General features: G+C 68.8%; 14 protein-coding genes and 1 tRNA gene. 10 read left to right on the top strand and 5 right to left on the bottom strand.

The genetic code is table 11. From position 1 onward, the window contains the following. Nucleotides 1–105: 105 nt before the first annotated feature. Nucleotides 106–1,008, bottom strand: coding sequence for a 4-hydroxybenzoate octaprenyltransferase (gene ubiA, locus SLW52_RS06580; RefSeq protein ID WP_017909533.1), 903 nt, complete (start codon nucleotides 1,006–1,008; stop codon nucleotides 106–108). Between the two features lie 273 nt (nucleotides 1,009–1,281). Here ubiA and SLW52_RS06575 point away from each other — a divergent pair. The 8 genes from SLW52_RS06575 (at nucleotide 1,282) to SLW52_RS06540 (ending at nucleotide 17,051) form a co-directional block, all read left to right on the top strand. Next, a tRNA-Arg gene (locus tag SLW52_RS06575) sits at nucleotides 1,282–1,358 on the top strand. Nucleotides 1,359–1,913: 555 nt separating this feature from the next. Continuing rightward, nucleotides 1,914–3,932 (top strand): sensor histidine kinase, encoded by a 2,019-nt coding sequence (locus SLW52_RS06570; protein ID WP_320739783.1) that lies wholly within the window; start codon nucleotides 1,914–1,916, stop codon nucleotides 3,930–3,932. A gap of 75 nt (nucleotides 3,933–4,007) precedes the next feature. Continuing rightward, nucleotides 4,008–4,673: a response regulator transcription factor gene (locus tag SLW52_RS06565; RefSeq protein ID WP_295915336.1), complete on the top strand. Its 666-nt coding sequence runs from the start codon at nucleotides 4,008–4,010 to the stop codon at nucleotides 4,671–4,673. A gap of 305 nt (nucleotides 4,674–4,978) precedes the next feature. After that, the gene (locus SLW52_RS06560) at nucleotides 4,979–6,706 is read left to right on the top strand and encodes a ShlB/FhaC/HecB family hemolysin secretion/activation protein (RefSeq protein WP_320739782.1); all 1,728 of its coding nucleotides are present in this window, start codon (nucleotides 4,979–4,981) and stop codon (nucleotides 6,704–6,706) included. A 34-nt stretch (nucleotides 6,707–6,740) separates the two neighbouring features. After that, nucleotides 6,741–13,013 carry a YDG domain-containing protein gene (locus SLW52_RS06555; protein ID WP_320739781.1) on the top strand — a complete coding sequence of 2,091 codons (6,273 nt, stop codon included), beginning with the start codon at nucleotides 6,741–6,743 and terminating at the stop codon, nucleotides 13,011–13,013. Between the two features lie 553 nt (nucleotides 13,014–13,566). After that, nucleotides 13,567–14,409, top strand: coding sequence for an alpha/beta fold hydrolase (locus SLW52_RS06550; protein ID WP_320739780.1), 843 nt, complete (start codon nucleotides 13,567–13,569; stop codon nucleotides 14,407–14,409). A gap of 398 nt (nucleotides 14,410–14,807) precedes the next feature. Further along, on the top strand, nucleotides 14,808–15,896 hold the full coding sequence (locus SLW52_RS06545; protein WP_226977771.1) for a carotenoid 1,2-hydratase: 1,089 nt from the start codon (nucleotides 14,808–14,810) through the stop codon (nucleotides 15,894–15,896). Between the two features lie 156 nt (nucleotides 15,897–16,052). Then, the gene (locus SLW52_RS06540; RefSeq protein WP_267117648.1) at nucleotides 16,053–17,051 is read left to right on the top strand and encodes a lipocalin-like domain-containing protein; all 999 of its coding nucleotides are present in this window, start codon (nucleotides 16,053–16,055) and stop codon (nucleotides 17,049–17,051) included. Between the two features lie 491 nt (nucleotides 17,052–17,542). On the opposite strand, the gene SLW52_RS06535 is transcribed toward SLW52_RS06540, so the two are convergent. Together SLW52_RS06535 and SLW52_RS06530 are read right to left on the bottom strand one after the other, a co-directional pair. Beyond that, nucleotides 17,543–19,066: a YifB family Mg chelatase-like AAA ATPase gene (locus SLW52_RS06535; protein WP_320739778.1), complete on the bottom strand. Its 1,524-nt coding sequence runs from the start codon at nucleotides 19,064–19,066 to the stop codon at nucleotides 17,543–17,545. A 13-nt stretch (nucleotides 19,067–19,079) separates the two neighbouring features. Beyond that, complete coding sequence (locus SLW52_RS06530; RefSeq protein WP_017908021.1) at nucleotides 19,080–19,349, bottom strand: accessory factor UbiK family protein; 270 nt, start codon at nucleotides 19,347–19,349, stop codon at nucleotides 19,080–19,082. 176 nt (nucleotides 19,350–19,525) lie between these two features. Between SLW52_RS06530 and SLW52_RS06525 the strand changes: the two genes are divergently transcribed. Continuing rightward, nucleotides 19,526–19,864 carry a P-II family nitrogen regulator gene (locus SLW52_RS06525; protein WP_010341856.1) on the top strand — a complete coding sequence of 113 codons (339 nt, stop codon included), beginning with the start codon at nucleotides 19,526–19,528 and terminating at the stop codon, nucleotides 19,862–19,864. A 162-nt stretch (nucleotides 19,865–20,026) separates the two neighbouring features. On the opposite strand, the gene SLW52_RS06520 is transcribed toward SLW52_RS06525, so the two are convergent. Both SLW52_RS06520 and speE read right to left on the bottom strand, forming a co-directional pair. Further along, nucleotides 20,027–20,758, bottom strand: coding sequence for a hypothetical protein (locus SLW52_RS06520; RefSeq protein WP_320739777.1), 732 nt, complete (start codon nucleotides 20,756–20,758; stop codon nucleotides 20,027–20,029). A gap of 251 nt (nucleotides 20,759–21,009) precedes the next feature. Beyond that, nucleotides 21,010–21,861, bottom strand: coding sequence for a polyamine aminopropyltransferase (speE, locus tag SLW52_RS06515; protein ID WP_017916998.1), 852 nt, complete (start codon nucleotides 21,859–21,861; stop codon nucleotides 21,010–21,012). Between the two features lie 428 nt (nucleotides 21,862–22,289). On the opposite strand from speE, the gene speA reads away from it, so the two are divergent. Further along, nucleotides 22,290–24,179, top strand: a complete 1,890-nt coding sequence (gene speA / locus SLW52_RS06510) for an arginine decarboxylase (protein WP_209032645.1) — start codon at nucleotides 22,290–22,292, stop codon at nucleotides 24,177–24,179. Nucleotides 24,180–24,214: the final 35 nt, after the last annotated feature.

Here is a 24,214-nt window from a genome sequence, read left to right as displayed (position 1 = left end):
TGCACCGGCTGCGCCTGCACCGCGTGCGGACCCGTGGCTATCGCGTGGCCTGTGGCCAGGGCGTTTTTGCGCGCCGCCGAAGCGGGCTGCCGAACCGCGTCGGTGTCAGCCGGCGCGCAGTGCCAGCGCCGCGGCAATGCCGGCGAAGATCGCCAGGCCGACCCAGTTGTTGTGCAGGAAGGCGCGGAAGCACGCCGCGCGTTCGCGGTGCCGGGCCATGCGGAATTCGACGACGACCAGCAACGCCGCCACGCCCAGCCCGGCCCAGTACCACACGCCCAGGTCCGCGCGATGCCCGACGAAGGCGAGAGCGACGAACATCAGCGCGTACAGCACGCCCTGGATGACCAGGTCGAGTTCGCCGAACAGGATGGCGGTGGACTTGGAGCCGGCGCGCAGGTCGTCCTCGCGGTCGACCATCGCATACCAGGTGTCGTAGGCGGTGGCCCACAGGATATTGACCGCGTACAGCAGCCAGCCCAGCGCCGGCACCTCGCCGCGCACCGCGGCGAAGGCCATCGGAATGCCCCAGCCGAAGGCCATGCCCAGGTAGACCTGCGGCAGGTAGGTGTAGCGCTTCAGGTAGGGATAGCTGGCGGCCAGGAACAGCCCGACCACGCTCAGGCCGATGGTCAGCGCGTTCATGGTCAGCACCAGCGCGAACGCCACCAGCATCAGTACCGCGAACACCGCCAGCGCTTCGCGGCCGCTGACCGCGCCGGTGGCCAGCGGCCGGCTGCGGGTGCGCTCGACCTGCGGGTCCAGCCAGCGGTCGGCGTAGTCGTTGATCACGCAGCCGGCCGAGCGGGTCAGCCACACCCCGGCGGTGAACACGAACAAGGTCCACAGCGGCGGTATCCCATCGGCGGCCAGCCATAGCGCCCACCAGGTCGGCCACAGCAGCAGCAGCACGCCGATCGGCCGGTCGCCGCGCAGCAGTTTCCAATACTGGCCCAGGCGTGCGCGCGGCGGCAGCGCGGCAGGCGTTTCGTAGCGTTCGTAACCCATCGCGCAAGGGTAGCAGCCGCGTGGTGCCGGCGGCGCGTCGCGGAGGTGGATGCGCCGTGTCCTGCGTTGGTTGGCCGAGCGCCGCAGGACGCGGACGGGCGCCAGGCGTCCACGGCGAGGTGGCCGCCGTGCCGGCCGCGCCGCGCCGCATGTCGACGCAAGGTGCCGGTGAGCGGACGGCGGCGGCCGCATGCCCATGACGCGCGCGCCGTCGCCGGGCCGTGCGAATGGGGGAGACGCGGACCACGAATGCCGTTAGAATGCGCGTCCGTTGCGCCCGTAGCTCAGCCGGATAGAGTAGTGGCTTCCGAAGCCATTGGTCGGGGGTTCGAATCCCTCCGGGCGCGCCATCCCACGCCGTGCATGCCGATCCTGTCTGGCATCGCCCGCGTCCTGTCCGCCATCTGCGCAGGCTCCTCTCTCCTCTTTCGCTTCCGCCGCCCTGCGGCCGTGCGAACGCATGCGTTGCTCGCTGCCGGGCGCTGTGGCGCCGATGCGTCATGCCCGCGCGATCCCGACCTTGTGCCAGCGCTTGGCCAGCGTCCCATCCGCTCCCAGAAGTTATGGTGCGCGGCGTGCTCTGCTGGAGCCGTCTGCGCGGTGTCCGAGCAGGGCGCCAGGCGTGGTACTGGCTGCGGTACGTGGCGTGGGTGCGTGCGTGTTCGGAGACGGGACGTGCGCCGGAACGCACGGAACGAGGTGTTGCGCAACGTCATAGGTTGATGAATTTCACATTACATGTCTCCCTGTGTAGAATTTTGAAGCGGCCAGGGTAGTGTCCGCCACAGGGCCGGCATGGGGATGCCGCTCGCAGTGCTTTCAGTGACGCCCGCCACCTGCATACGCACACGTTCGGATACAACGCCGGGTTCTTCATGCGCCGCCGCTCGACGCTCACGCCCCTGTTGCTCCTGATCGTCCTGTTGCTTGGCGGGTGCGGCGGGATCCAGTCGGTCTCCGAGCAGGGCCGCCGCTCCATTGCCCTGGACGGGCACGTACAGATGCTGCGCGACCGTGCCGGCACGCTCGACGTGCACGCGGTGGCGGCGCGCGGCGACCTGCAGCCGACGTCGCCGGAGTTCAGTCTCGGCTACATCCCTGATGCGGTCTGGCTGCGCCTGCGCCTGGATCGCATGACCGGCCTGCCTCGGGTGCTGATGTTGCAGGTGGACGCGCCGCTGGCCGATACCGTGCGTCTATACGTGCCGCAGCCGGGCGGTGGCTTCCGCGAACTGCGCCGCGGCGAGGACGTGTCGCAGCGCGAGTACCCCTACCTGCTGCGGACGCCGGTGTTCCAGTTGGAAGCGCCGGATGGACGCTATCCGGAGGTCTACCTGCGCCTGACCGAGCGCAACGCGATGACGGTGGCGCTGAAGCTGTGGGAGCCGCAGGCGCTGCTCGCCCACGAGGCCTTGTCCGCCAGCCAGGACAGCATCTTCCTGGGCTTCATCCTCGCGCTGTGCATGGCCGGCACCTTCATCTGGCGACGCAGCGGCGTGGGGCCGGTGCGCTGGTATGTCGCCTACATCGCCACCAGCGGCTACAGCGTGTACAAGACCCGGGGCCTGGTCGGCCCGTTCTTTCGTCTGGACACGCACGATGGCGGCGACACCGTACTCGGCGTGGTGCTGGCGCTCAGCGTGGCCATCGCCGTGTCCTTCAGCGTGCGGTTGATGGCTTTGCACACGCATTTCCCGCGGCTGTCGCGCGCCTACGAAACCTTCGTGTGGCTGGTGATCGGCGTCGCCTGCACCGGATTTCTGCTTGGCAGGTTCGGCACGGTGATGCCGTTCGTGCAGGGGCTGAGCCTGGTCAGCGTACCGTTGCTGCTGCTGGTGGCGGCTTACCTGAGCTGGCGCGGCCAGGCCATGGCCAAGCTGTACCTGGTGGCGTTCCTGGTGCTGTACATCGCATTCTTCCGCGGCTTCCTGATCAACCTTGGCCTGCTGCCGAACACGCCGTGGCTGCGCAATGGCGCGCCGCTGGCGGTGGGCCTGACCCTGCACCTGTTGTTGCTGACCTTCAGTTTCGCGCAACGCTTCTACGCGCTGGAGAAGCAGCGCCAAGATGCATTGGCCCTGGCGCTGGAACTCTCGCAGCAGTCCGAGGCATCGCTGGAGCACAAGGTGCGCGAACGCACCCGCGAACTGGCCGAGGAAATCGTGCAGCGTCAGGCCACCGAGCAGCGCCTGCGCGAGAGCAAGACGCAATTGCGGCAGGCACTGGTCGCCGAGCAGCGGCTGCGCGAGGAGCAGCGCGAATTCGTGACGTTGCTGTCGCACGAGTTCCGCACGCCCTTGTCGATCATCCATGCCAGTGGCCAGATGCTGCAGGACACGGAGACCGCGCTGCAGCCGGCAGGACGCCGCCGCATCGAGAAGATCCAGCGATCGGTGGAGCGCATGTCCGAGTTGATCGAACGTTTTCTCGACGATGAACAGGTGCTCTCGGACGAAGGCGCGCTCAAGCGCGAGGTGTTTGCGTTGCCTGCGCTCATCGACGAGGTGCTGGACGCGCTCGATCCGTCACGCGAGCGCGTGCGGGCCGAACTGGCGCAGGCGCCGCTGCGGGTGGATTGCGACCGCGGCCTGCTGCGGATCGCCCTGGACAATCTGTTGGGCAACGCCCTGAAGTACTCCGGGCCGGGACAACCGGTACGGCTGACGGCCACGGCGCAGGCGCAGACCCTGATCCTCGGCGTCGCCGATCAGGGTCCCGGCATTCCGCAGCACGAGCACACCGGGATCTTCCGCAAGTTCGCGCGCGGCAGCGGCAGCGGCGGCACTGCCGGCGCGGGGCTGGGGCTGTACCTGGTCAAGCGCATCGCCCTGCGATTGGGCGGCGAATTGACCCTGGACAGCGACGGCCGCGGCGCGACCTTCAGCCTGCGCCTGCCCCAGGCCGTCGCCGCGGAGGGGCGGTGAGCATGCGCACGCACCGCACATGCGGCGCACGACATGGCGTCGCGCGCTGCCGCCGCGCCGGGGAGGTACGCTGACATGGCATTGATCGGTCTGCTCGAAGACGAAGTGGATCTGTGCGAGGAACTGCAGAGTTATCTGGTCGGCGCCGGACACCGCGTGGTATCCGCTGGCTCGGCTGCGGCCTTCTTCGCCGCAAGTGCCGGGCTGCGCTTCGACGTGGTGATCCTCGATCGCGGGCTCCCCGATGCCGATGGCCTGGAGATCGTGGAGCGCCTGCGCAGCGCCTCCCCGGGCATCGGCATCATCATGTTGACCGCGCGCGGTGCCAGCGAGGACCGCATCCACGGCCTGGAGAACGGGGCCGACCACTACCTGGTCAAGCCGGTGCGCCTGGCGGAACTGGCGGCGCACGTGCGTGCACTGTTGCGACGGCTGCCGCGCGGCTGGCGTCTGGTCGCCAGCGAATGCTGCCTGTACACGCCGGAGGATGCGCGTCTGGAACTGAGCGCGCGCGAGTTCGCGCTGTTGCGGGTGCTGGCCGTGCGCGCCGGCGAGATGACCGGGCGCCGCGAGGTGGCCGAGGCGCTGGGCTGGGACTGGATGTCCTTCGACCAGCGTCGCCTCGACACCTTGATCAGCCGACTGCGTCGGCGCTGCCGCGACGCCTGCCGCCAAGAACTGCCGATCCGCACCGAGCACGCGCGCGGCTACCTGACGACCGAGCCCGTGCGCGTGGAGTGACTGCGCCACACCGTAAGGCGAGCGTGCGATGGCGATCTTGCGCAATCGAGTGCGCGCACGCTGTGGCGCCGGCGATGCGCGTCAGAATTCCGCCGCTGATGACGGTGACGTGCCGGCCGCCGACCGTTCGAGTGCGCCAAAAATCCGCCGAAAAGGTCTGCAATTCTGCGGCGCGAGCGGGATGCGTATGCGGTCTTCTGACGTTACGCGGGCGTGTCAGAACTCGTAAGTTTTCACACCCTCGTGATCTCCAGAATGGCGCCGATCAACAAGGGCGCGTTCTGCGCACCACACGGGGACATTGCATGAATACCACGCGGCTGGCCAAGCTTCTTGGCCTCGGCTCGTTGCCACTCGCTGTCAGTTTGGCTCTTGCGCAGACGGCGCCGCCGGACGCGGGTTCGCTGCTCAACCAGCAGCAGCGCCAGGAACGGCTGCAGCCGCCGGCCGACGATGCGGCCGCGTTGCTGCAGGCGCCGTTGCCCGATGCGCCGGATGGCGGCTTCAGCGCACGCATCGACCGCGTCCGCTTCAGCGGAGCCGAGGGCGCGATCGACACGCAGGCGCTGCAGGCGGTGGTTGCCGATGCGCTGGGCAGGTCGCTGACCCACGCGCAGTTGCAGGCGCTGGCGCAGCGGGTCAGTGCCGCGCTGCAGGCGCAGGGTTATCTGCTGGCGCGCGCCTATCTGCCGCGGCAGGACCTGAGCAACGGCGAGCTGGAGATCGCGATCATGATCGGGCGTCTGCAGAACGCGCCCGGCCGCGTGCAGGTGCTGTCCGACGATGCCGCGCTGCGCGCCCGCGCGCCCGGCATCGCCGATGCGGCCTTGCCCGAAGGGCCGGTGCGCAACGACCAGTTGGAGCGCGCGCTGTTGTTGATCAACGACGTGCCAGGCGTGAGCGCGCGTGCGACGCTGGAAAAGGGCGCCGAGCCCGGCAGCAGCCGCCTGCTGATCCGTGCCGATAGTGCGCCGGCGTGGATCGGCGGCGCGAGCGTGGACAACTTCGCCAACCGCTACACCGGCGCGTGGCGCAGCAGCGCCTGGGGCGCGGTGAATCGGCCGTTCGAGCACGAGGACCTGCTCGGCGTGAACCTCAGCCACAGCAGCGGCAGTGATCTGCTGGGTCTGAACTACGCCATCGGCCTGACCCCGTCGGGTCTGCGCGCCAACGTCGCCGCCTCGTCGATGCACTACGCGGTTGGCGCCGAGTTCAAGCCGCTGGACCTGCGCGGCAGCGCGCGTACCGTCAGCGCCGGCCTCAGCTATCCGCTGTTGCGCACGCGCAAGCGCAGCCTGTGGATCAGCATGGACGCCGAGCGTCGCGAGCTGGTCGACAAGGCGCTGGGCCAGGTCCTGCGCGAGCGCAATCTGGACCGGCTCACCACCATGCTCAGCGGCAACGCCTGGGACGGTTGGTGGGGCGGCGGTTACTTCGGCGCCAGCCTGGGCTGGGTCGCCGGCCGTGTGGATCTGGACAACGCGGCCGACCGCATCGCCGACGGGCTGAGCGCGCGCACCCGCGGCAGCTACAACAAGCTGGTCTGGCGCGTGGAGCGCAATCAGAGCCTGGGCGGCTTGAGCAACTGGGGCCTGTACGTGGGTGCCAATGGCCAGTTCGCCAGCAAGAACCTGGATTCGTCGGAGAAGTTCCTGCTCGGCGGCCCGTCCGGGGTGCGCGGGCATGCGGTCGGCGAAGGCAGTGGCGACAACGGCTGGCTGGTCAATGCCGAGCTGCGCCGCGATTTCCTCGTCGCCAGGCACGTGCGTGCGCAGGCGCTGTTGTTCGCCGATCACGGCCACGTGCGCCAGCACATCGATCCGTGGGCGGGATCGGTGATGCCGTGGTCGGGCAATGCGTACGACCTGTCAAGCGCTGGTATCGGCCTGAACCTGCAAGGCGAGCGCTGGTCGCTGCGCGGTGCCTGGGCGCACCGGCTGGGCGACAACCCCGGCCGCAGCGCCGCCGGCCTGAACGCCGACGGCCTGCGCGACGACCACTACCTGTGGCTGCAGGCCAGCCTGCGCTTCTGACGCCGCCACTCCACGCCTTCTGAGGACGATTCGCATGAATCACATCTACCGTTTGATCTGGGACGAACTGCGTGGCGCCTACGTGGTCGCCGCCGAAATTTCCCGCCGCCGCGGCAAGCGCAGCGGCACCGTGGTGCGCGCTGCCGCCGCCGCGATCGCCATCGGCAGCGTGCCGCTGTCGGCCTATGCCGTGGATCCTGGCGCATTGCCCGACGGCGCGCAGATCGCCGCCGGCAATGCGCACCTGGACCAGCGCGGCGCCAACCTGACCGTGCATCAGGACAGCCAGCGGCTGATCCTGAACTGGAACAGCTTCGACATCGGCAACCAGGCCAGCGTGCGCTTCGAGCAGCCCGACAGCACCGCCATCGCGCTGAACCGCGTGCTCGGTGGCACGCCCAGCCAGGTGCTGGGCGAACTGAGCGGCAACGGCCAGGTCTGGCTGGTCAATCCCAACGGCGTGTACTTCGGCAAGGGCGCGCAGGTGGACGTGGGCGGGCTGCTGGTCAGCTCGCTTGGCATCAGCGACAGCGATTTCCTGGGCGGACACGCGCGCTTCGTCGCCAGCGGTGCGGCCGGCGCGGTGCGCAACGAGGGCGCGATCCGCGCCAACGGCGGCGTGGTGGCATTGCTGGCGCCGGCGGCGAGCAACACCGGCAGCATCGCGGCGGGCCAGGTCGGCCTGGCCGCAGGCGATCGCGTTGCGGTGGACTTCGGCAGCGACGGCCTGCTGTCGCTGGCGGTCGCCCAGGACGCGCTGAAGGCGGAACTGGCGCAGAGCGGCACCATCCGCGGCAACAACGTGGTGCTCAGCGCCGCCGGCGCCAGCGCGCTGCGCTCCAGCGTCATCAACATGGATGGCGTGGTCGAAGCGACCTCGCTGGGCGCGCATGGCGGTCGCATCCTGCTCGACGGCGGCGACGCCGGCCAGGTCCACGTCAGCGGCCGCCTCGACGCCAGTTCGGCGACCGGCCAGGGCGGCCGCATCGACGTGCTCGGCCAGCAGCTACGCCTGGACGGCGGCGCGCGCCTGGACGCCAGCGGCGCGACCGGCGGTGGCGCCATCCACGTCGGCGGCGGTTGGCAGGGGCACGATCCGGCGTTGCGTAACGCCACCCACGTGGAGGCCGATGCCAGCGTCGCGCTCGACGCCAGCGCCGGCAGCAGCGGCAACGGCGGCGAAGCGGTGGTCTGGTCCGACGGCGACACCCGGTTCGCCGGCAGCATCGCCGTGCGCGGTGGCGCGCAAGGCGGCAACGGCGGCCGCGCCGAAGTCTCCGGCAAGCAGCAACTCGCCTACAGCGGCCGCACCGATGCCAGCGCGGCCAACGGCGCGATGGGCGACCTGCTGCTGGATCCGGACACCATCAGCATCCAAGGCGGCGGCACCGGCATCGGTTCCCTGGGCGGAAGCACGGTATACGTGCGGGACCTGCAGGCGCAGAACGCCAACGTGATGCTGGTGGCCGACAATGGCATCACCTTCGGCGACCTGTCGCTGAACGGCGGCAACGGCCGCCTGAGCATGGCCAACAATGTCAGCCTGCGTCTGGAGAACACCAACGGCACCATCAGCTTCGCCAATCCGACCAATACGGTGGAAGTGTTCGGGACCGGCAGCATCTACATGCAGAGCGGACGCACCAACACCGGCTTCCTGAGCAGCATCGGCAACCTGATCGCACATGGCCCCGGCACCAATCCCGGCACGCTGCCGACCCACGACGTCACCCAGAACGGCAACGGTACCCCGGGCGCCGGCTCGATCACCCTGTACGGCGCCGACGGCATCTCGGTCAGCGGCGCGCTGACCACCAATGGCGGCTACGTGCGCATCTGGGGCGACTCGGACAACATGGGCGGCGGCGACCTGACCCTGAACTCGCCGATCTTCAGCAATGGCGGCAACGTGTACCTGTCCACCGGGCAGGGCGCGGTGACGCTGAACTCCAACATGACCCTCGGCGCCGGGCGCGTGCTGTTCAAGGCCGATGGCAGCTACACCAGCGGCGAGAAGATCCTCAACGGCCTGATCGACGCCAGTGGCGACTTCAACATCGATACCGCCTTCACCATGAAGGGTGGCGCCAGCATCTACACCAGCGGCAACATCGTGTTCGGCAACGTACCGGTCAATCTCGATACCGGTAGCGGCGTGCTGGTGCTGCGCGCCAACAAGATCGACTGGGGCTCGTCGACCCTCAACAACCTCAGCACGGCGTCGATGCGCCTGGAGCCGTACGATCCTTCGGTCAACATGGTGCTGGGCGACGCCAACGGCTTCGCCTCGGCGGCGACGCTGAACAAGTTGCCGGGCATCCGCAACCTGACCATCGGCCGCGCCGATGGCACCGGCACCATCAGCGTCTCCGGCAACTACAACTTCAACGCCAGCGGTAGCTTCGAACTGCTCGACAAGACCCTGGACATCACCGCCGGCAGCCTCAGCAACAGCACCGGCGACGTGATCCTGACCGGCGACACCATCAACCTCAGCCAGCATGTCACCGCCAACGGCGGCAACGGCAAGGTCACGATCCGGCAGATGACCGCGGCCAACGCCCTGCATCTGGGCACCGGGCTCAGCAACGCGACGATCGGCCAGGTCAACGCGGCCACGCTGGAAGTGGGCCGCAGCGACGGCGGCGACCTGGTGTTCGACAGCGACATCGTCACTGGCGCCAGCACCGTGAGCCTGAAGAGCGGCCAACGCGTCTTGGGAGTCAACGGCGGCGTATCTGCGGCCAAACTGGCGGTCACCGCCGGCGCCGGGGCCACCCTCAGCGACAGTACCTTCAACTTCACCACGCTGGCGCTGGACGTGGGCGGCGCCACCCAGATCGCCAGTTCCAGCGCCACTTGGGGCCTGGGTCTCGCCGACACACTGACCGGCTTGAATGTGCGCGCCGGCACCACCGGGACGGTGGGGTTGAACGCGACAGGAACCTTGGGCCTGAACAGCGCGATCAACTTCAACAACAGCGCCGCCACCCTCGCCGCCACTGCCGGCACCGGTTTCGATGGGGCCAGCACCACGCTGAGCAATCAGACGGCAGCTACCGTGGCCTTCGCCGTGTCCGGCGGCAACCCGTTCGCGTTCGGCGGCAGCAGCACTGTCCTGAGCGGCAGCATGCTGTCGCGCTTCAACGGCGTGAGCACGTTGCGCGTGGATGCGTCGGGCAACGACGTGACGATGGGGGCGTTCAACGTCGCCGTTGGCAACCGCATGCAGGTGCAGGCGCGTCGTTTGCAGCAGACCGACGACGTCGGCGTGAGCGGCGGCAGCCTCTATCTCAGCGCCGCGCAGGGCGGCCTGAGCCTGAACCACGGCATCAGCGCCGCGCAGACGCTGTCGCTCAACGACGTCGCCGGCACCGGCATCCAGGGCAGCGGCGCGTTGACCGCCGCGGCACTGGCGCTGCGCTCCAGCGGCGCGGTGTCGCTGACCTCCGCCAGTACCCTGGTGAACGCGATCGCGGCACAGAGCGGCGACCTGACTTTCCGCAACAACGGCAGCCTGCTGGTCGGCAGTGTCGATGGCCTCGCCGGCATCGCCTCCACCGGCGCGGTGGACGTGCGCCTGACCGGCGCCAGCGCGGACCTGACGCTGCAACAGGCGGTGAGCGCGGGCAATGCCGCGCAGCGACAGACCGGCGTGCTGCTGGCGGCCGGCCGCAACTTCATCAATCAGGCAGGCAGCAGCGCGGTGAGCACCGGCAACGGCCGCTGGCTGGTGTATTCCATCTCGCCGCTCAATGACACCCGCGGCGGTCTGACGCCGCAGTTCAAGCAGTACAACGCCGGCACCGGCAGCACCGTGCTGGATGCGGGCAGCGGTTTCCTTTACCGCGTCGCTCCGACCGTTGCCGTCGCCCTCACCGGCGCAGCCAGCAAGACCTATGACGGCAATGCCGCTGCCGCACTGGGCGGGATCGGCTACACGACCAGCAGCGGTGCGATCGACGGCGATACGGTCGTCGTCACCGGCACCGCCGCGCACTACGACAGCAAGAACGTCGGCCACGGCAAGGCAGTCACCGTCGACGGCCTGAGCGTGGACCACGCCGGCAACGGCGCGGTGCGCGTGTACGGCTACGGTCTGGCCAGCACCAGCGCCAGTGCCAACATCGGTACGATCAGCCAGAAGACGCTGCAGCTGGGGGCCGGCTCGATCCAGGGCAAGGTCTACGACGGCACCACAATCGCCAGCCTGGGGTCGGCGGCCCTGAGCGGCGTGGTGAGCGGCGACGACGTGCGCTTCGCCGGTGCATCCGGCGCGGTGTTCGCCGACAAGCGCGCCGGCGTCAACAAGCAGGTCACCGTGTCCGGCATCGCGCTCGGCGGCAACGATGCAGGCAACTACCTGGTCGACAGCACGGCCTATGCCGACATCGCCAAGCGCACGCTGACGGTGGCGGTCGACATCGCCGGCAAGGTGTACGACGGCGGGATCGGCGCGCAGGTGCGCAACGCCACGCTCGGCAATGCCGTCGTCGGCGACGATGTGTCCGTCGCCACCCAGGCCGCGTTCGTCGACAAGAACGTCGGCGACAACAAGAGCGTCGTGGTCGCCGCACAACTCGGCGGCACCGATGCCGACAACTACGTCATGGACGTGGCCACCTCGACGCCGCGCGGCAGTACCGCCTCGATCACGCCCAAGACGATCGACGCCGGCACGCTGAGCGTGACGGCCAAGGTGTACGACGGCAACCGCACCGCCAACGTCGGCAGCAACGGCCCGGTCGGCACGCTGAGCGGGGACGACGTGGCACTGGTCCTGCAGGGCCAGTACGACGACAAGAACGCCGGCACGGGCAAGCGGGTGGACGTGACCGCGGGCTTGCGCGGTGGCGACGCCGGCAACTACCAGTTGCTCGCGACGCGCCTGCAGTCCAGCGGCGACATCACGCCCAAGACGATCGACGCCGGCACGCTGAGCGTGACCACCAAGGTGTACGACGGCAACCGCACCGCCAACGTCGGCAGCAGCGGCATGGTCGGCACGGTCGGTGGGGATGACGTCGCGTTGATCTTGCAGGGCCTTTACGACACCAAGAACGCCGGCACCGGCAAGCGCGTGGACGTGACCGCGGGCCTGCGCGGTGGCGATGCCGGCAACTATCGCCTGGTCAACACCAGCCTGCAGTCGCGCGGCGACGTGGCGGCGAAGGAGCTGACCGTCGGCAATGTGGCCGTGCTGGACAAGCGCTTCGACGGCGGCAGCGACGCGGTGCTGGTACTGCCGCCGCTGCGTGGCGTGGTCGCTGGCGACGAGGTCGCGCTGCAGGGTCGGGGTCAGTACGACAATGCCTCGGCCGCGGCGGGCAAGACGGTGCAGATCGCACTGGCCCTGAGCGGTGCCGACGCGGGCAACTACCGCCTCACCGATGCGCGTCAGCAGACCGTCGCCGGCATCGAGGACCTGCCGGGCCGCAACGCGGTGGACGCGGTTTCGCAGCCGAGCATGGGGGGCAACGGCACGCAGCCGGGCGGCACCGCCGACGGCAATTCGTTGACGGCGGCGGGCGCGATTTCGGCAGCGGCCGGCGCGATGGGGGAACTGGGCGCATCGGCGCAACCGCGGCTGGGTGGAACCTCGCTCGATCCGACCGGCGCCGGCAGCACGGCATCGGGTGGCGGCGCCGGTGGCAGCGGCAGCGGCCTTGGCGGTAGCGCCGGTGGTTCGGGCGGTGCCGGCGGCACTGCCGGCGCTGCGATCGGCACGGACACCGGGACCACCGCGGCCGACGGTGCCAACGGCTCGGCGGGCGCCAATGCCGGTGGCAACGGCGCAGGCAACGTCGCCGATGCCCAGGGCGGTGCTGGCGCCGCAAGCCAGGGTGCCGGCCAGCGCGGCGGTGCCCCGGGCGATGTGGCGATGGAGCAGGTGCTGCGCAACGGTGCCGGCGTGAGCCTCGCTACCGGTGGCGAGACCCTGGCGCAGCCTGAAGTGGCGGTGCTGACGGTGTTCGACGGCGAAGGCCGTGCGCTTGGCCGCCTGCGGGTGGAAGACCTGGGCAGCAGCCTGGCGCTGCACCCGCTGGACGGCAGCGCGCCGACCGCGCCGAACCTGCAGCAGAACGTTCGCGCCAGCGCCCAGACCAGTGTGGCCGTCGATGCGGACGAGAACGCTACGCTGCGTCTGTCCCTGCTGGAAGACGGCACGCTCCACGTGGTGGCGCCGCGTTCGGCCGCGCGCATGGACCGCGAAACGCTCAGCGCCTACGCGCTCGGCGCGCTGAAACAGCAGGCGGGCGTGTCGGTGCAGCAGGTGCGCGCGCTGGTGCTGAGCTTCGTCGACTGACGGAGTGGCGAGGGACACAGGGGCGGCTGCCGCCTCTGCGTCCCGGCGGCCTGGCTGATCGGGGGAAAGGCCAGGCCGGGTTCGACCGTCTCGGCGCGGGTGATGCGCCTGAAGCGGAGGCAGCGGCGTCCGCGGTGCGATGGTGGCAAGCGCGGAGCACCCTTGCGGTGAGATCAAGGTCATCGCCTCGCCATCGTCGCGCCGCGGACGCGCCACATTCTGGAGGTGTGATTGCCTGATGCATGCAGGGTGCGACACAGCGCGACCCTGCGTCGCACAAGCCCTCATGCGGGAGTGTGCTCTGGCAGCCTTGTGGGTGGGAGGCTGCCGCCGCCGTTCCGGTGCGTGTGCCGCGCGGCCAGCGCGATGCTGTGCCGCCCATCGCCACCGCATCGCTGCAGTGTCGCCGCGCCGGGGCGATACGGCTATCGTATCGGGATGCCGAGCGCTTCCCCACTTCTCTTTCGACGCAAACGGCGTGTTGCTTGCGCGGCGATGGTGTTGTTGGCCGCTGGCTGTCGGCGTCGCTGGCGGTAGTCGCGGTGTCGCACGCATGATCGCGACGAGCAGTTCGCGCACGCCCCTGCCCAAGCCGGCCGTCCGCCGGCTCGGCGCGGACGACGCGCTGGCCTATCTGCGGGTGGGCGAGGGCGCGCCGGTGCTGCTGGTGCATGGGGCCCTGTGCGACTACCGCTACTGGGCGCCACAACTGCGCGGCCTGGCCGACCGCTTCCAGCTCAGCGCGCTGAGCCTGGGCCAGTACTACCCGCGGCTGCCGTCGGCGTCGCGGCATGCGTTCGGCTGGCGCTGGCATGCGCAGCAGCTCGCCGCCTTCATCGCCGAGGAAGCGCGGCCGGTGCATCTGGTCGGCCATTCCCGTGGTGCCGCCGTGGCCTGGCAGGCGGCGCTGTTGCGGCCGGATGCCATCGCCAGCCTGACCCTGTTCGATCCGGGTGGCCCGCAGCGGCAGGGCCTGCCGGCCGACGTTCAGGCGGTCCGCGCACAGGCGATCGCGTTGCTGCAGGGTGGCCAGGTGGAGGCCGGCCTGGAATGCTTCGTCGATTCGGTCAGCCAGCCCGGGGCCTGGGCGCGCAGCAGCGCGAGCTTCCGGCAGATGGTGCGCGACAACGCGCAGACCCTGGTGCCGCAGATCGCCGATGCACTGCCGGCGTACCGGCCCGAGCAGGCCGCCACCCTGGCGATGCCGGTGTTGCTGGTCGCCGGCGAACGCAGTCCGGCCCAGTACCGCGACAACGCCGCCGCCCTGGCGGCCTGGCTGCCGCAGGTGCGCCATGAGGTACTCGCCGGCGCCTCCCATGGCATGACCTTCACGCATGCGCGCCGCTGCAACGGCTTGATCGCCGATGCGGTGGCCGCGGCCGACCGGATGCTTTGAGGCTCTGCTCGCGGATGCCGCGGCGTGGAACATTTTGCACTGGACGATTATTTGGACAGGAAGCGTGACCGGCGGATTTCTATGCACGGAACGTCCGTGCGCATTGCGGAAAATAAGTATGGGGAAATTTTCTGCGATTTGCGCATCGTCTGCGGTGATTGTCGGAAATTGGTTATAAATCCCGCTGCCGCCGACGCCGATTGAGCGTCATGCGCTGTCATGATGAGACCTGCGTTGCAGGATTGAAAAATTTAAAATTGAATCATTGACAGCCACAACGGCGGCAATAGATTTGAATCGAACGCGACATCGCTGCACTGCACAAAACGTCATCGCGTTCCACGCAAGCCCGACAGCTGCAGTCGGTACTCACTTAATGCTACTCAGGGGATTCCGTCATGAAAATGATTCGGATGCACGAACTCGTGCATGCCTTCGCGATCGCCGCTCTCGCGTTTCCCGCGACGCTGCTTGCGCCCGCCGCGTCCGCGCAGGCGATCGGGACATTTCCACCCATCGAAACAAGCATCTCGCTCCCACACGACGAAGCGTCGCATCGCCAGCCGGCCGAATGGTGGTACATGACCGGTTTTCTGGACGGCACCGATCCATCTGGGGGAAAACACTCATACGCGTATGAAATGGTGGTATTTCAGATCGTTGGTGTCGCCAATACCGCACCGATCTACGACGCGCATTTCGCGATCTCGGATCTGGATCGCGGCGATTTCCGTTTCAAGAAGCAGGTGGTGACCGGGCCGTTCACCACGTCGACGGATCGTTTCGATCTGGACGTCGCCGGCTTCCAGATGGGCGGTTCGATGGGCAGTTATTATGCCAAGGCCGCGCCTGTCGATCTGGATTATGCCATCGACCTCAGTACCCAGGCGCTGCAGAAACCGACCTTGAACGGAACCAATGGCGTGGAAACCTATGGCGGATTCATCTCGCCGTATTATTCCTTCAACGTCAATGCAACCAGCGGCACCGTCTGGGATCACGGCGTGCCGGTCAAGGTCACCGGCACTTCCTGGTACGACCACGAATGGGCCAACGGCATCCCGGGCGACGCCAACAGCGGGTGGACCTGGTTCGGCGTGTCGTTGGACGACAACAGCCAATACAACATCAGTTTCTTCATGAAGGGCGACGGTACGGTCGATCAGGCGCTCGCCGTCAAGACCGCCGAAGGTCACTACACCCCGCTCGATCCCAGTGCGCTCAAGCTCGAACGGATCGGCAGCTGGACGAGCCCCAACACCGGCTACACCTATCCGGCGCAATGGAAGGTCACCTTGCCGGACGGCGCGATCACGATCACGCCGACGCTGCAGAACGCCGAGCTGTATGCGCCGGCCACGCAGAAGTTCTATTTCGAGGGTCCTGCCAAGGTGGTCGGCACGGTGGCGGGGAAATCGATCACCGGCAGGGCATTCGCCGAAATGAACCCGTGGGGCGTGGATTGGGGGATGCGCGTCCTGCCGTGAAGTGCCCAGTCGCATCCAATCAGTACGACATCCATCATCATCTTGCAGGGGATCACAATGCGTCTGTCAACAAAAACGTTTAGCCGCTTCCGCGGCTGGCTCGCTGCTGCCATGGTCATCGCGTGCGGCTTCTCGTCCGCACCCGTGGCTGCGCAGGTGTTCGAAGAACCCACGCCGGTGCAATTGCCGCGCGACGAGGGTCCGCACCACAGTCAGTTGGAATGGTGGTATTTCGTCGGCCATCTGTATGGCGTGGACCCCAGCGGCGCCAAGCGCGAATTCGGCTACGAGGTCACCGTGTTCCAGTTGTGGCCGATCGGGTCCGGGCCTGCCACCTATTCCTGGCACTTCGCGGTCACCGACGTGAACAACAAGCTGCACAAGGTGGAGGAGCGCGTCGTCACCGATCAGATTCCCGATCAGAAGGGCTCTTTCAACTTCGCCAACAACGGCTGGTCGATCAGCGGGTCGCAGCAGAATTACGCGATCAAGGGCGCACTGAGCGATGGGCGCTTCGCCATCGACCTCAAGACCAGCAGCGACATGCCGTTCGTGCTGCATAACGGCAACGGCGTGGTGGACTACCGTCCCATCGCCAAGACCTCGGCGTACTACTCTTCCACGGCGCTGGACACCGAAGGCACGGTCTACGACAACGGCGTGCCGATCAAGATCATCGGTACCTCGTGGCAGGACCGGCAGTGGTTCGTGAAAGGCATGGCCTCCGACGAGAACGGCTCCTTCTTCGGCGGCGGCTGGAACTGGTTCGCCATCCAGATGGATAACGACACCCAGTACATGCTGTATTACCTTCAGGACCCCAACACTGGCGCCATTACCAACAAGTACGGCACGCGCGTGTCCAAGGGCGTGGCAACCCCCGTCTCCGGCGACCAGATGGATCTGCAACGGCTGGCGACCTGGACGAGTCCGAACTCCGGTTACACCTACGAGTCCAAGTGGAACGTGATCCTGCCGGAAGGCAACCTGCTCATCACGCCGCTGGTCGACGACCAGGAGATGCTCTGGACCGGGCACCGCACGTATTGGGAAGGCGCTTCGCAAGTGGTCGGCACGCTCAACGGCGCTGCCGTGACCGGCCGCAGCTACGTCGAAGTCAATCCGTGGCGACAGCCGTACACGTCGCTGCCCTGAACGAGGCGGCGTATCGCAGCAACCTTGTTCCAGGCGGAGATAGTCGCCTGGAACAACGGTGTGTGTGACGTAGGCAGCGGTGGTGCACGGCGCGGCGACGGCCGCGCCGATTGGCCCGAGGAGGCCGCCGCCGCCTCGCGGTTGGGCGGGATAGGCGCAGCGTCGCGCCAGGGGGCACGCGCGCCATCCCGCAGGAGCGCGGTGCCCGCCGCGTTCCTGCGGGAGGGTTCGCCGGCTGCGGATTGGTCGGGTCGTTTGTAGAAGCGGCGTCAGCCGCGACAGGCTTCGCCGGGAAGGCCCCGTCGCGGCTGAAGCCGCTCCTGCAAACTACTTCCCGTCGTTATTGGCGGTTCCCCGAAGCCGCACCCACACGACAGGCCACCGTCCTGCGGCTCAAGCTCGCAGAGGAGTGAGTGCGTCGGAGGTGGTGCGGGCGGCGCTCCAACATGGCCCGCATCCGTTCGATCCACAGACCAGCGGTGGCGGCGGTCCTAGGCGCTACGCGCCACCGGGGCCGGTTCGCCGCGATCCAGTTGCCGGTAGGCGATGGCCTCGGTCAGGTGCGCGGTGGCGATGGCGTCGCTGGCGTCCAGGTCGGCGATGGTGCGCGCCACGCGCAGGATACGGTGCAGCGAGCGCGCCGACAGCCGCAGGCGCTCGATCGCGTGTTCCAGCAACGCTTCATCGTGCGGCTGCAGCCGGCAGTCGCGCAGGGTCTCGCTGTGGCCGAGCTGGCCGTTGGGCCGGCCGGCGCGGCGCTGTTGCCGTTGCCGCGCCTGTTCGACGCGGGCGCGCACCGTGGCGCTGGCTTCGCCGGGCGGGGCATCGGCGCGCAGCGCCTGTGGCGGCAGCCGCGGCACTTCCACGTGCAGGTCGATGCGGTCCAGCAGCGGGCCGGAGATGCGCGCGCGGTATCGCCGCACCGCGTCCTCGCTGCAGCGGCAGCGACCGCTGGGGTCGCCGGCCCAGCCGCAGGGGCAGGGATTCATCGCCGCCACCAGTTGGAAGCGCGCGGGAAACTCGGCGCTGCGCGCCGCGCGCGACACGGTCACCTGGCCCGATTCCAGCGGCTCGCGCAGCACTTCCAGCGCATGCCGGTTCCACTCCGGCAGTTCGTCCAGGAACAGCACGCCGTGGTGCGCCAGCGAGATCTCGCCCGGGCGCGGATGAGTGCCGCCGCCGACCAGCGACACCGCGCTGGCGGTGTGGTGCGGTGCGCGGTAGGGGCGTTGCCGCCAGCGTGCCGGATCCACGCCGCGGCCGCTGACCGAAGCGATGGCCGCGCTCTCCAGTGCCTCGGCTTCGCTGGCCTCGGGCAGGATCCCGGGCAGGCGCGAGGCCAGCAGGGTCTTGCCGCAGCCGGGGCTGCCGATCAGCAACAGGTGGTGATGCCCGGCCGCGGCGATCTCCAGGGCGCGCCGCGCCTGCGCCTGGCCGCGCACGTCGCTCAGGTCGGGAAAGGGCGCGGCGACCGTGGGCGGCGCGGTGGCCGCGGGCAGGGTCTTGCTGCCGTTGAGCAGGCCGCAGACTTCCAGCAGGGTGCGTGCGGTGTAGGCCTGCACGTGTTGCGCCAACGCGGCCTCGGCGCCGTTGTCGGCCGGGACGATCAGGGTGCGCCCAGCCTGGGCGGCGGCCAGTGCGGCCGGCAGGACGCCGTCGACCGGACGCAGTTCGCCGGTCAAGGCCAGTTCGCCGAGGAATTCGTACTGGCCGAGCACCTGCGGGTCGAGCTGGCCGGCGGCGGCGAGGATGCCCAGCGCGATCGGCAGGTCGAAGCGGCCGCCCTCCTTGGGCAGGTCGGCCGGGGCCAGGTTGACCGTGATCCGCCGTGCCGGGAACTCGTACTGCGCGCAGAGCAGGGCGGCGCGGACGCGGTCGCGCGATTCGCGTACCGCCGCCTCGGGCAGGCCGACGATCTGCGTGGTCGGCAGGCCGCCGGACAGATGGACTTCGACCCGAACCGGAGGCGCAAGCACCCCCGCGCGGGCACGGCTGTGCACCAGCGCCAGGCTCATGGTGGCGGGTGGATCAGGCGGTGGGGCTGGGCGACTGCCCGCTGCGTGCCGCTTCCAGCGCGGCGACGCTGCGCTCCAGCGCTTCGAGCTTCTCGCGCGTGCGCAGCAGCACCGCGCGCTGCACTTCGAATTCCTCGCGGGTGACCAGGTCGAGCTTGCCCAGCCCGGCCTGCAGCGCGCTCTTGAAGGTGCTCTGCAGTTCGTCGCGGGATTGGCGCAGGCCCGGCGGCACCAGATCGCTGAGGCGGCGGGCGAGGTCGTCGAGATGGTTGAGGTCGATCATGGCTGTGCTCCGGCAGGTGGCGTCAGATTGCGGCACCGGAAAGGTCGGGACCATCGGGATCGGACGCGGCGCGCTGTCGGAAAATTCCGGCGTTGGGGGCGCGCGGCCATTGAACCCGACGGCCGGGAATCGCGCAACCGCGCTATCCTGACGCCATTGAGATTGGAGAACGCCGCATGAAGATGATCATGGCCGTGATCAAGCCGTTCAAGCTCGACGACGTGCGCGAGGCGCTCGCCGCGCAGGGCGTGGCCGGCATCACCGTCACCGAGGTCAAGGGCTTCGGCCGGCAGAAGGGCCACACCGAGCTGTATCGCGGCGCCGAGTACGTGGTCGATTTCCTGCCCAAGGTGAAACTGGAAGTGGCGGTCAGCGAGGACCAGGTCGAGCGCGTGGTCGAGGCCATCGTCAAGGCCGCCGCCACCGGCAAGATCGGCGACGGCAAGGTGTTCGTCTACGACCTGGGCACGGTGGTGCGGATCCGCACCGGTGAACTGGACGCGGACGCGCTGTAACGCAGTCACCGCGCCTGCATCGCCGTGGCATGGATGGTGTCGTGTAGGAGCGGTTTCAGCCGCGATGGGCGTTCCCGATAGAACCTGTCGCGGCTGAAACCGCCCCTACAGGTGTGGCGGGCCAGTTGGATAGGTCAGGCACGCTGCGCGTCAGCCGCCGACTCAGACGCCGCCGTAGCCGCGGCCGAGGGTGAGCCAGAACGTCGCGACCACCACCACCGTCACGGCGATCGTCGTGCGGCTGGATGGTAGTGGGAGTGGCGCGCGCGACCGGCGCGACAGCGCAACGACCACCAGGCCGATAGGTGCCAACAGGCCTTCCTGCGCCGCCTCGCGCAGTGCCGGCAGCACCGGCCCGGCATGGAACAGCACGCTCACGCAGGCCACCGTGCCGGCAGTGGCGTAGGCCGCCAGCATTGGCCTGCCTTTCGGCAGCCACGGGGCGATGGCGCGCAGCACCTGTAGATACAGCCAGGCACCGGCCAGTCCCATCCCCAGCCGCCAGGCCCAGGCAGGCCGCAGGGCGAGATCGCGCAGGACGAAGGCGAGGTCCCCGTCATTGGTGACCGCGGAGAACAGCAGGTAGCCGGCGCCCCACAGTCCGTTGAAGGCGGCGATCAGCGCGAGCGCCAGGCGCGGCGTGTCCGCGCGACGGCGGCGTGCCGCCAGGATGCACACTGCGGCCACGCATAGATTCGCCAGCGGGCCGGCGGCATCGACGATCGGTTGGCCGGGCTGGCAGCGGAAATACACCGACGCGAGCCAGCGGACGATGCCGCCGCTGCCCAGGCAGGCCAGGCCATGGCCCACCGCTTCGTGGGCGACGCAGGCGACGACGAAGCCGATCGCGGCCAGCGCGCACAGGGTCCACGGCGACGTCGTCTGGGAGCGCATGGCAGGCTCGCGGTGTGTGCGATGGAGGCCGGCGCATCGTCGCACGCGCCGGCCATGGCGTGCGGCATCGTTTGGCGCCTACAGCGCGCGATCGCGGCAACCGGCGAGGCGATGCCATGCGCGATGCAGCGCGCCCGTCGATACGGATACGCCCGCGTTGGGGCCGGCCTTGCCGAGGGCCCCGACAGCGCCGGCGATCCGCGGCATCGGCGCACGTCAGGCGCGCGCCGATGCCGAAGAGGACCGGGGGCTTAGCCGCCCAGCGCCTCGGCCACGAACGGCGGCAGCACCTGGGTGCCGGTGTGCAGGTGCGCGCTGTAGTAGCGGGTGGCGAACGGCTTGGCCGCGGCGTCGTCCTGGCGGAAGTCGAAGCCGCCCTGCTTGCGCGCCATGGTCACGCTCCACCAGCCGGTCGGGTAGCACGGCTGCGGGAACGGCACGGTGTGGAAGCTGGCGAAGCCGGCCTTGCCCATTTCCGCGCGCATTTCCTTGATCAGGTCCAGCAGCGCCAGCGGCGACTCGGATTGCTGCACCAGGATGCCGTCGTCCTTCAGCGCCTTGAAGCAGCTCTCGTAGAAGGCCTTGTTGAACAGGCCTTCGGCCGGGCCGACCGGGTCGGTGGAGTCGACGATGACGATGTCCACGCTGCCGGCCGGGCAGTTGGCCATGTAGGCCACACCGTCGTCGAACAGCAACTCGGCGCGCGGGTCGTTGTTGGAGTCGCACAGCTCCGGGAAGTACTTCTCGGCCATGCGCGTGACCTGCTCGTCGATGTCGCACTGGGTGGCGCTTTCCACGCCCGGGTGCTTGAGCACTTCGCGCAGGGTGCCGCAGTCGCCGCCGCCGATGATCACCACGCGCTTGGGCGCGGCGTGGGTGAACAGCGCCGGGTGGCTGATCATCTCGTGGTAGAAGAAGTTGTCGCGCGTGGTCAGCATCACCGCGCCGTCGATCACCATCAGCTTGCCCCAGTCGGTGGTGTCGTAGATCTCGATCTTCTGGAACGGCGACTGCACCTCGTCCAGCTTGCCGGTGATGCGGTAGCCGATGGCCGAGCCGGTGGGCTGGAAGTGTTCGATGTACCAGTTGTCGTTGGCGCTCATGCAGATGTCCTAGGAAAGCAAGAAAAGAAGCGACGATTCCTTCTCCCCCCGGGAGAAGGTGGCGCGTAGCGCCGGATGAGGGTCGGGCGCAGCCTCATGCAGCCAGGTCACACGAGGCTGTTACCACACCTCCCCGGATGAGGGTCGGGCGCAGCCTCGTGCAGCCAAGCCACGCGACGCTGTTACCGTACCTCGCCGGATGAGGGTCGGGCGCAGCCTCGCGCAGCCGAACCACACGATTCTGTTACCGCATCCTCTCCGGATGAGGGGCGGACACAGCCTCGCGCATCCAGCCCGCACCACGCGCCCGCGAACCCGGCCCGGCTCCACCAGGAGCCGAGGGCGTCGGAACGGCGCGGATTGTAACGGACCCCACGCGTAGCAGGGGTTACAATCCACGCCCTTTTTCCCTCAGCCGAGCCGCCACGATGAGCGATTGGTCCCTCGACCAAGCCCGCAAGACCTACTCGATCCCACATTGGGCCGACGGGTACTTCGACGTGGACGCGGCCGGCCGGGTGGTGGTGCGGCCGCAGGGCGCCGACGGCGTGGCGATCGCGCTGCCGGAGGTGGTGGACGCCGCCCGCGCGGCCGGGGCCAAGCTGCCGATGCTGGTGCGCTTCCCCGACATCCTCGGCGAGCGCCTGGGCAAGCTGCAGGCCGCCTTCGCCCAGGCCCAGGCCGACTGGGACTACACCGGCGGCTACACCGCGGTGTACCCGATCAAGGTCAACCAGCACCGCGGCGTGGCCGGCACCCTGGCCAGCCACCAGGGCGAGGGCTTCGGCCTGGAGGCCGGCAGCAAGCCGGAACTGATGGCGGTGCTGGCGCTGTCGCGGCCGGGCGGGCTGATCGTGTGCAACGGCTACAAGGACCGCGAGTACATCCGCCTGGCGCTGATCGGGCGCAAGCTCGGCCTGCAGACCTTCATCGTCATCGAGAAGCCGTCGGAGCTGAAGCTGGTGCTGGAGGAGGCGCGCGCGCTGGACGTAAAGCCGGGCCTGGGCGTGCGCATGCGCCTGGCCTCGCTGGGCGCGGGCAAGTGGCAGAACAGCGGCGGCGACAAGGCCAAGTTCGGGTTGTCGCCGCGGCAGGTGCTGGACCTGTGGAAGACCCTGCGCGACACCGAGTACGCCGACGCGCTGAACCTGCTGCACTTCCACATGGGCTCGCAGATCTCCAACGTGCGCGACATCGCCAACGGCATGCGCGAGGCCACCCGCTATTTCGTCGAGCTGTCCAAGCTGGGCGCGAAGATCAGCCACGTCGACGTCGGCGGCGGCCTGGGCATCGACTACGAAGGCACCCGCTCGCGCAGCTACTGCTCGATCAACTACGGCCTGCACTCCTACGCCAGCAACATCGTGCAGCCGCTGGCCAGCGCCTGCGAGGAGCACGGCCTGCCGCCGCCGCGCATCGTCACCGAGTGCGGGCGCGCGATGACCGCGCACCACGCGGTGCTGATCGCCAACGTGTCCGAGGTGGAGCAGGCGCCGGAAGGCCGCGTGCCCGACGCGCACGACGACGAACCGGCGGCGATCCGCCACCTGCGCGAGATCCATGCCGAACTGGACCAGCGCCCGGCGGTGGAACTGTTCCAGGAGGCGCAGCATTTCCACGCCGAAGGCCTCAGCGGCTACGCCCTGGGCCAGATCGACCTGACCCATCGCGCGCGCATCGACGACCTGTTCTATGCCATCGCCCATGGCGTGCGGGCGCGGCTGAGCCACGAGGAAAAGAGCCACCGCCCGGTGCTGGACGAGCTCAACGAGCGTCTGGTCGACAAGTACTTCGTCAACTTCAGCGTGTTCGAATCGATTCCCGACGTGTGGGCGATCGATCAGGTGTTCCCAATCGTGCCGATCGAGCGCCTGAACGAGGCGCCGGCGCGGCGCGGCGTGGTCTGCGACATGACCTGCGATTCCGACGGCATGGTCAAGACCTACGTCGAGAACGAAAGCCTGGACAGCTCGCTGCCGCTGCACGCGCTGCGCCCGGGCGAAAGCTACCGCATCGGCTTCTTCCTGGTCGGCGCCTACCAGGAGATCCTGGGCGACATCCACAACCTGTTCGGCGACACCGACGCGGTGGAAGTGGCGGTGGATGGCGACGGCTACCGCATCGCCCAGCAGCGCCGCGGCGATACCACCGACGTGATGCTGGACTACGTCGGCTACCGCCTGGACGACCTGCGCGCCGCCTACGCCGAACGCGTCGCCGCCGCGCAGTTGCCGGCCGCGCAGGCCACGGAACTGGCCGACGCGCTCGAGGCCGGCCTGACCGGCTACACCTACTTGTCGGACGAACCGCTGGGCTGACAGCGCGCGACCCACTCAAGCCCCTCTCCCCTCGG

The organism is Xanthomonas sp. LF02-5 (assembly GCF_034105325.1).
In the GTDB taxonomy this organism is placed as follows: Bacteria; Pseudomonadota; Gammaproteobacteria; order Xanthomonadales; family Xanthomonadaceae; genus Xanthomonas_A; species Xanthomonas_A sontii.
The sequence above is the reverse complement of the archived record's forward strand: the minus strand, read 5'-3'. Positions and strand labels throughout refer to the sequence as shown.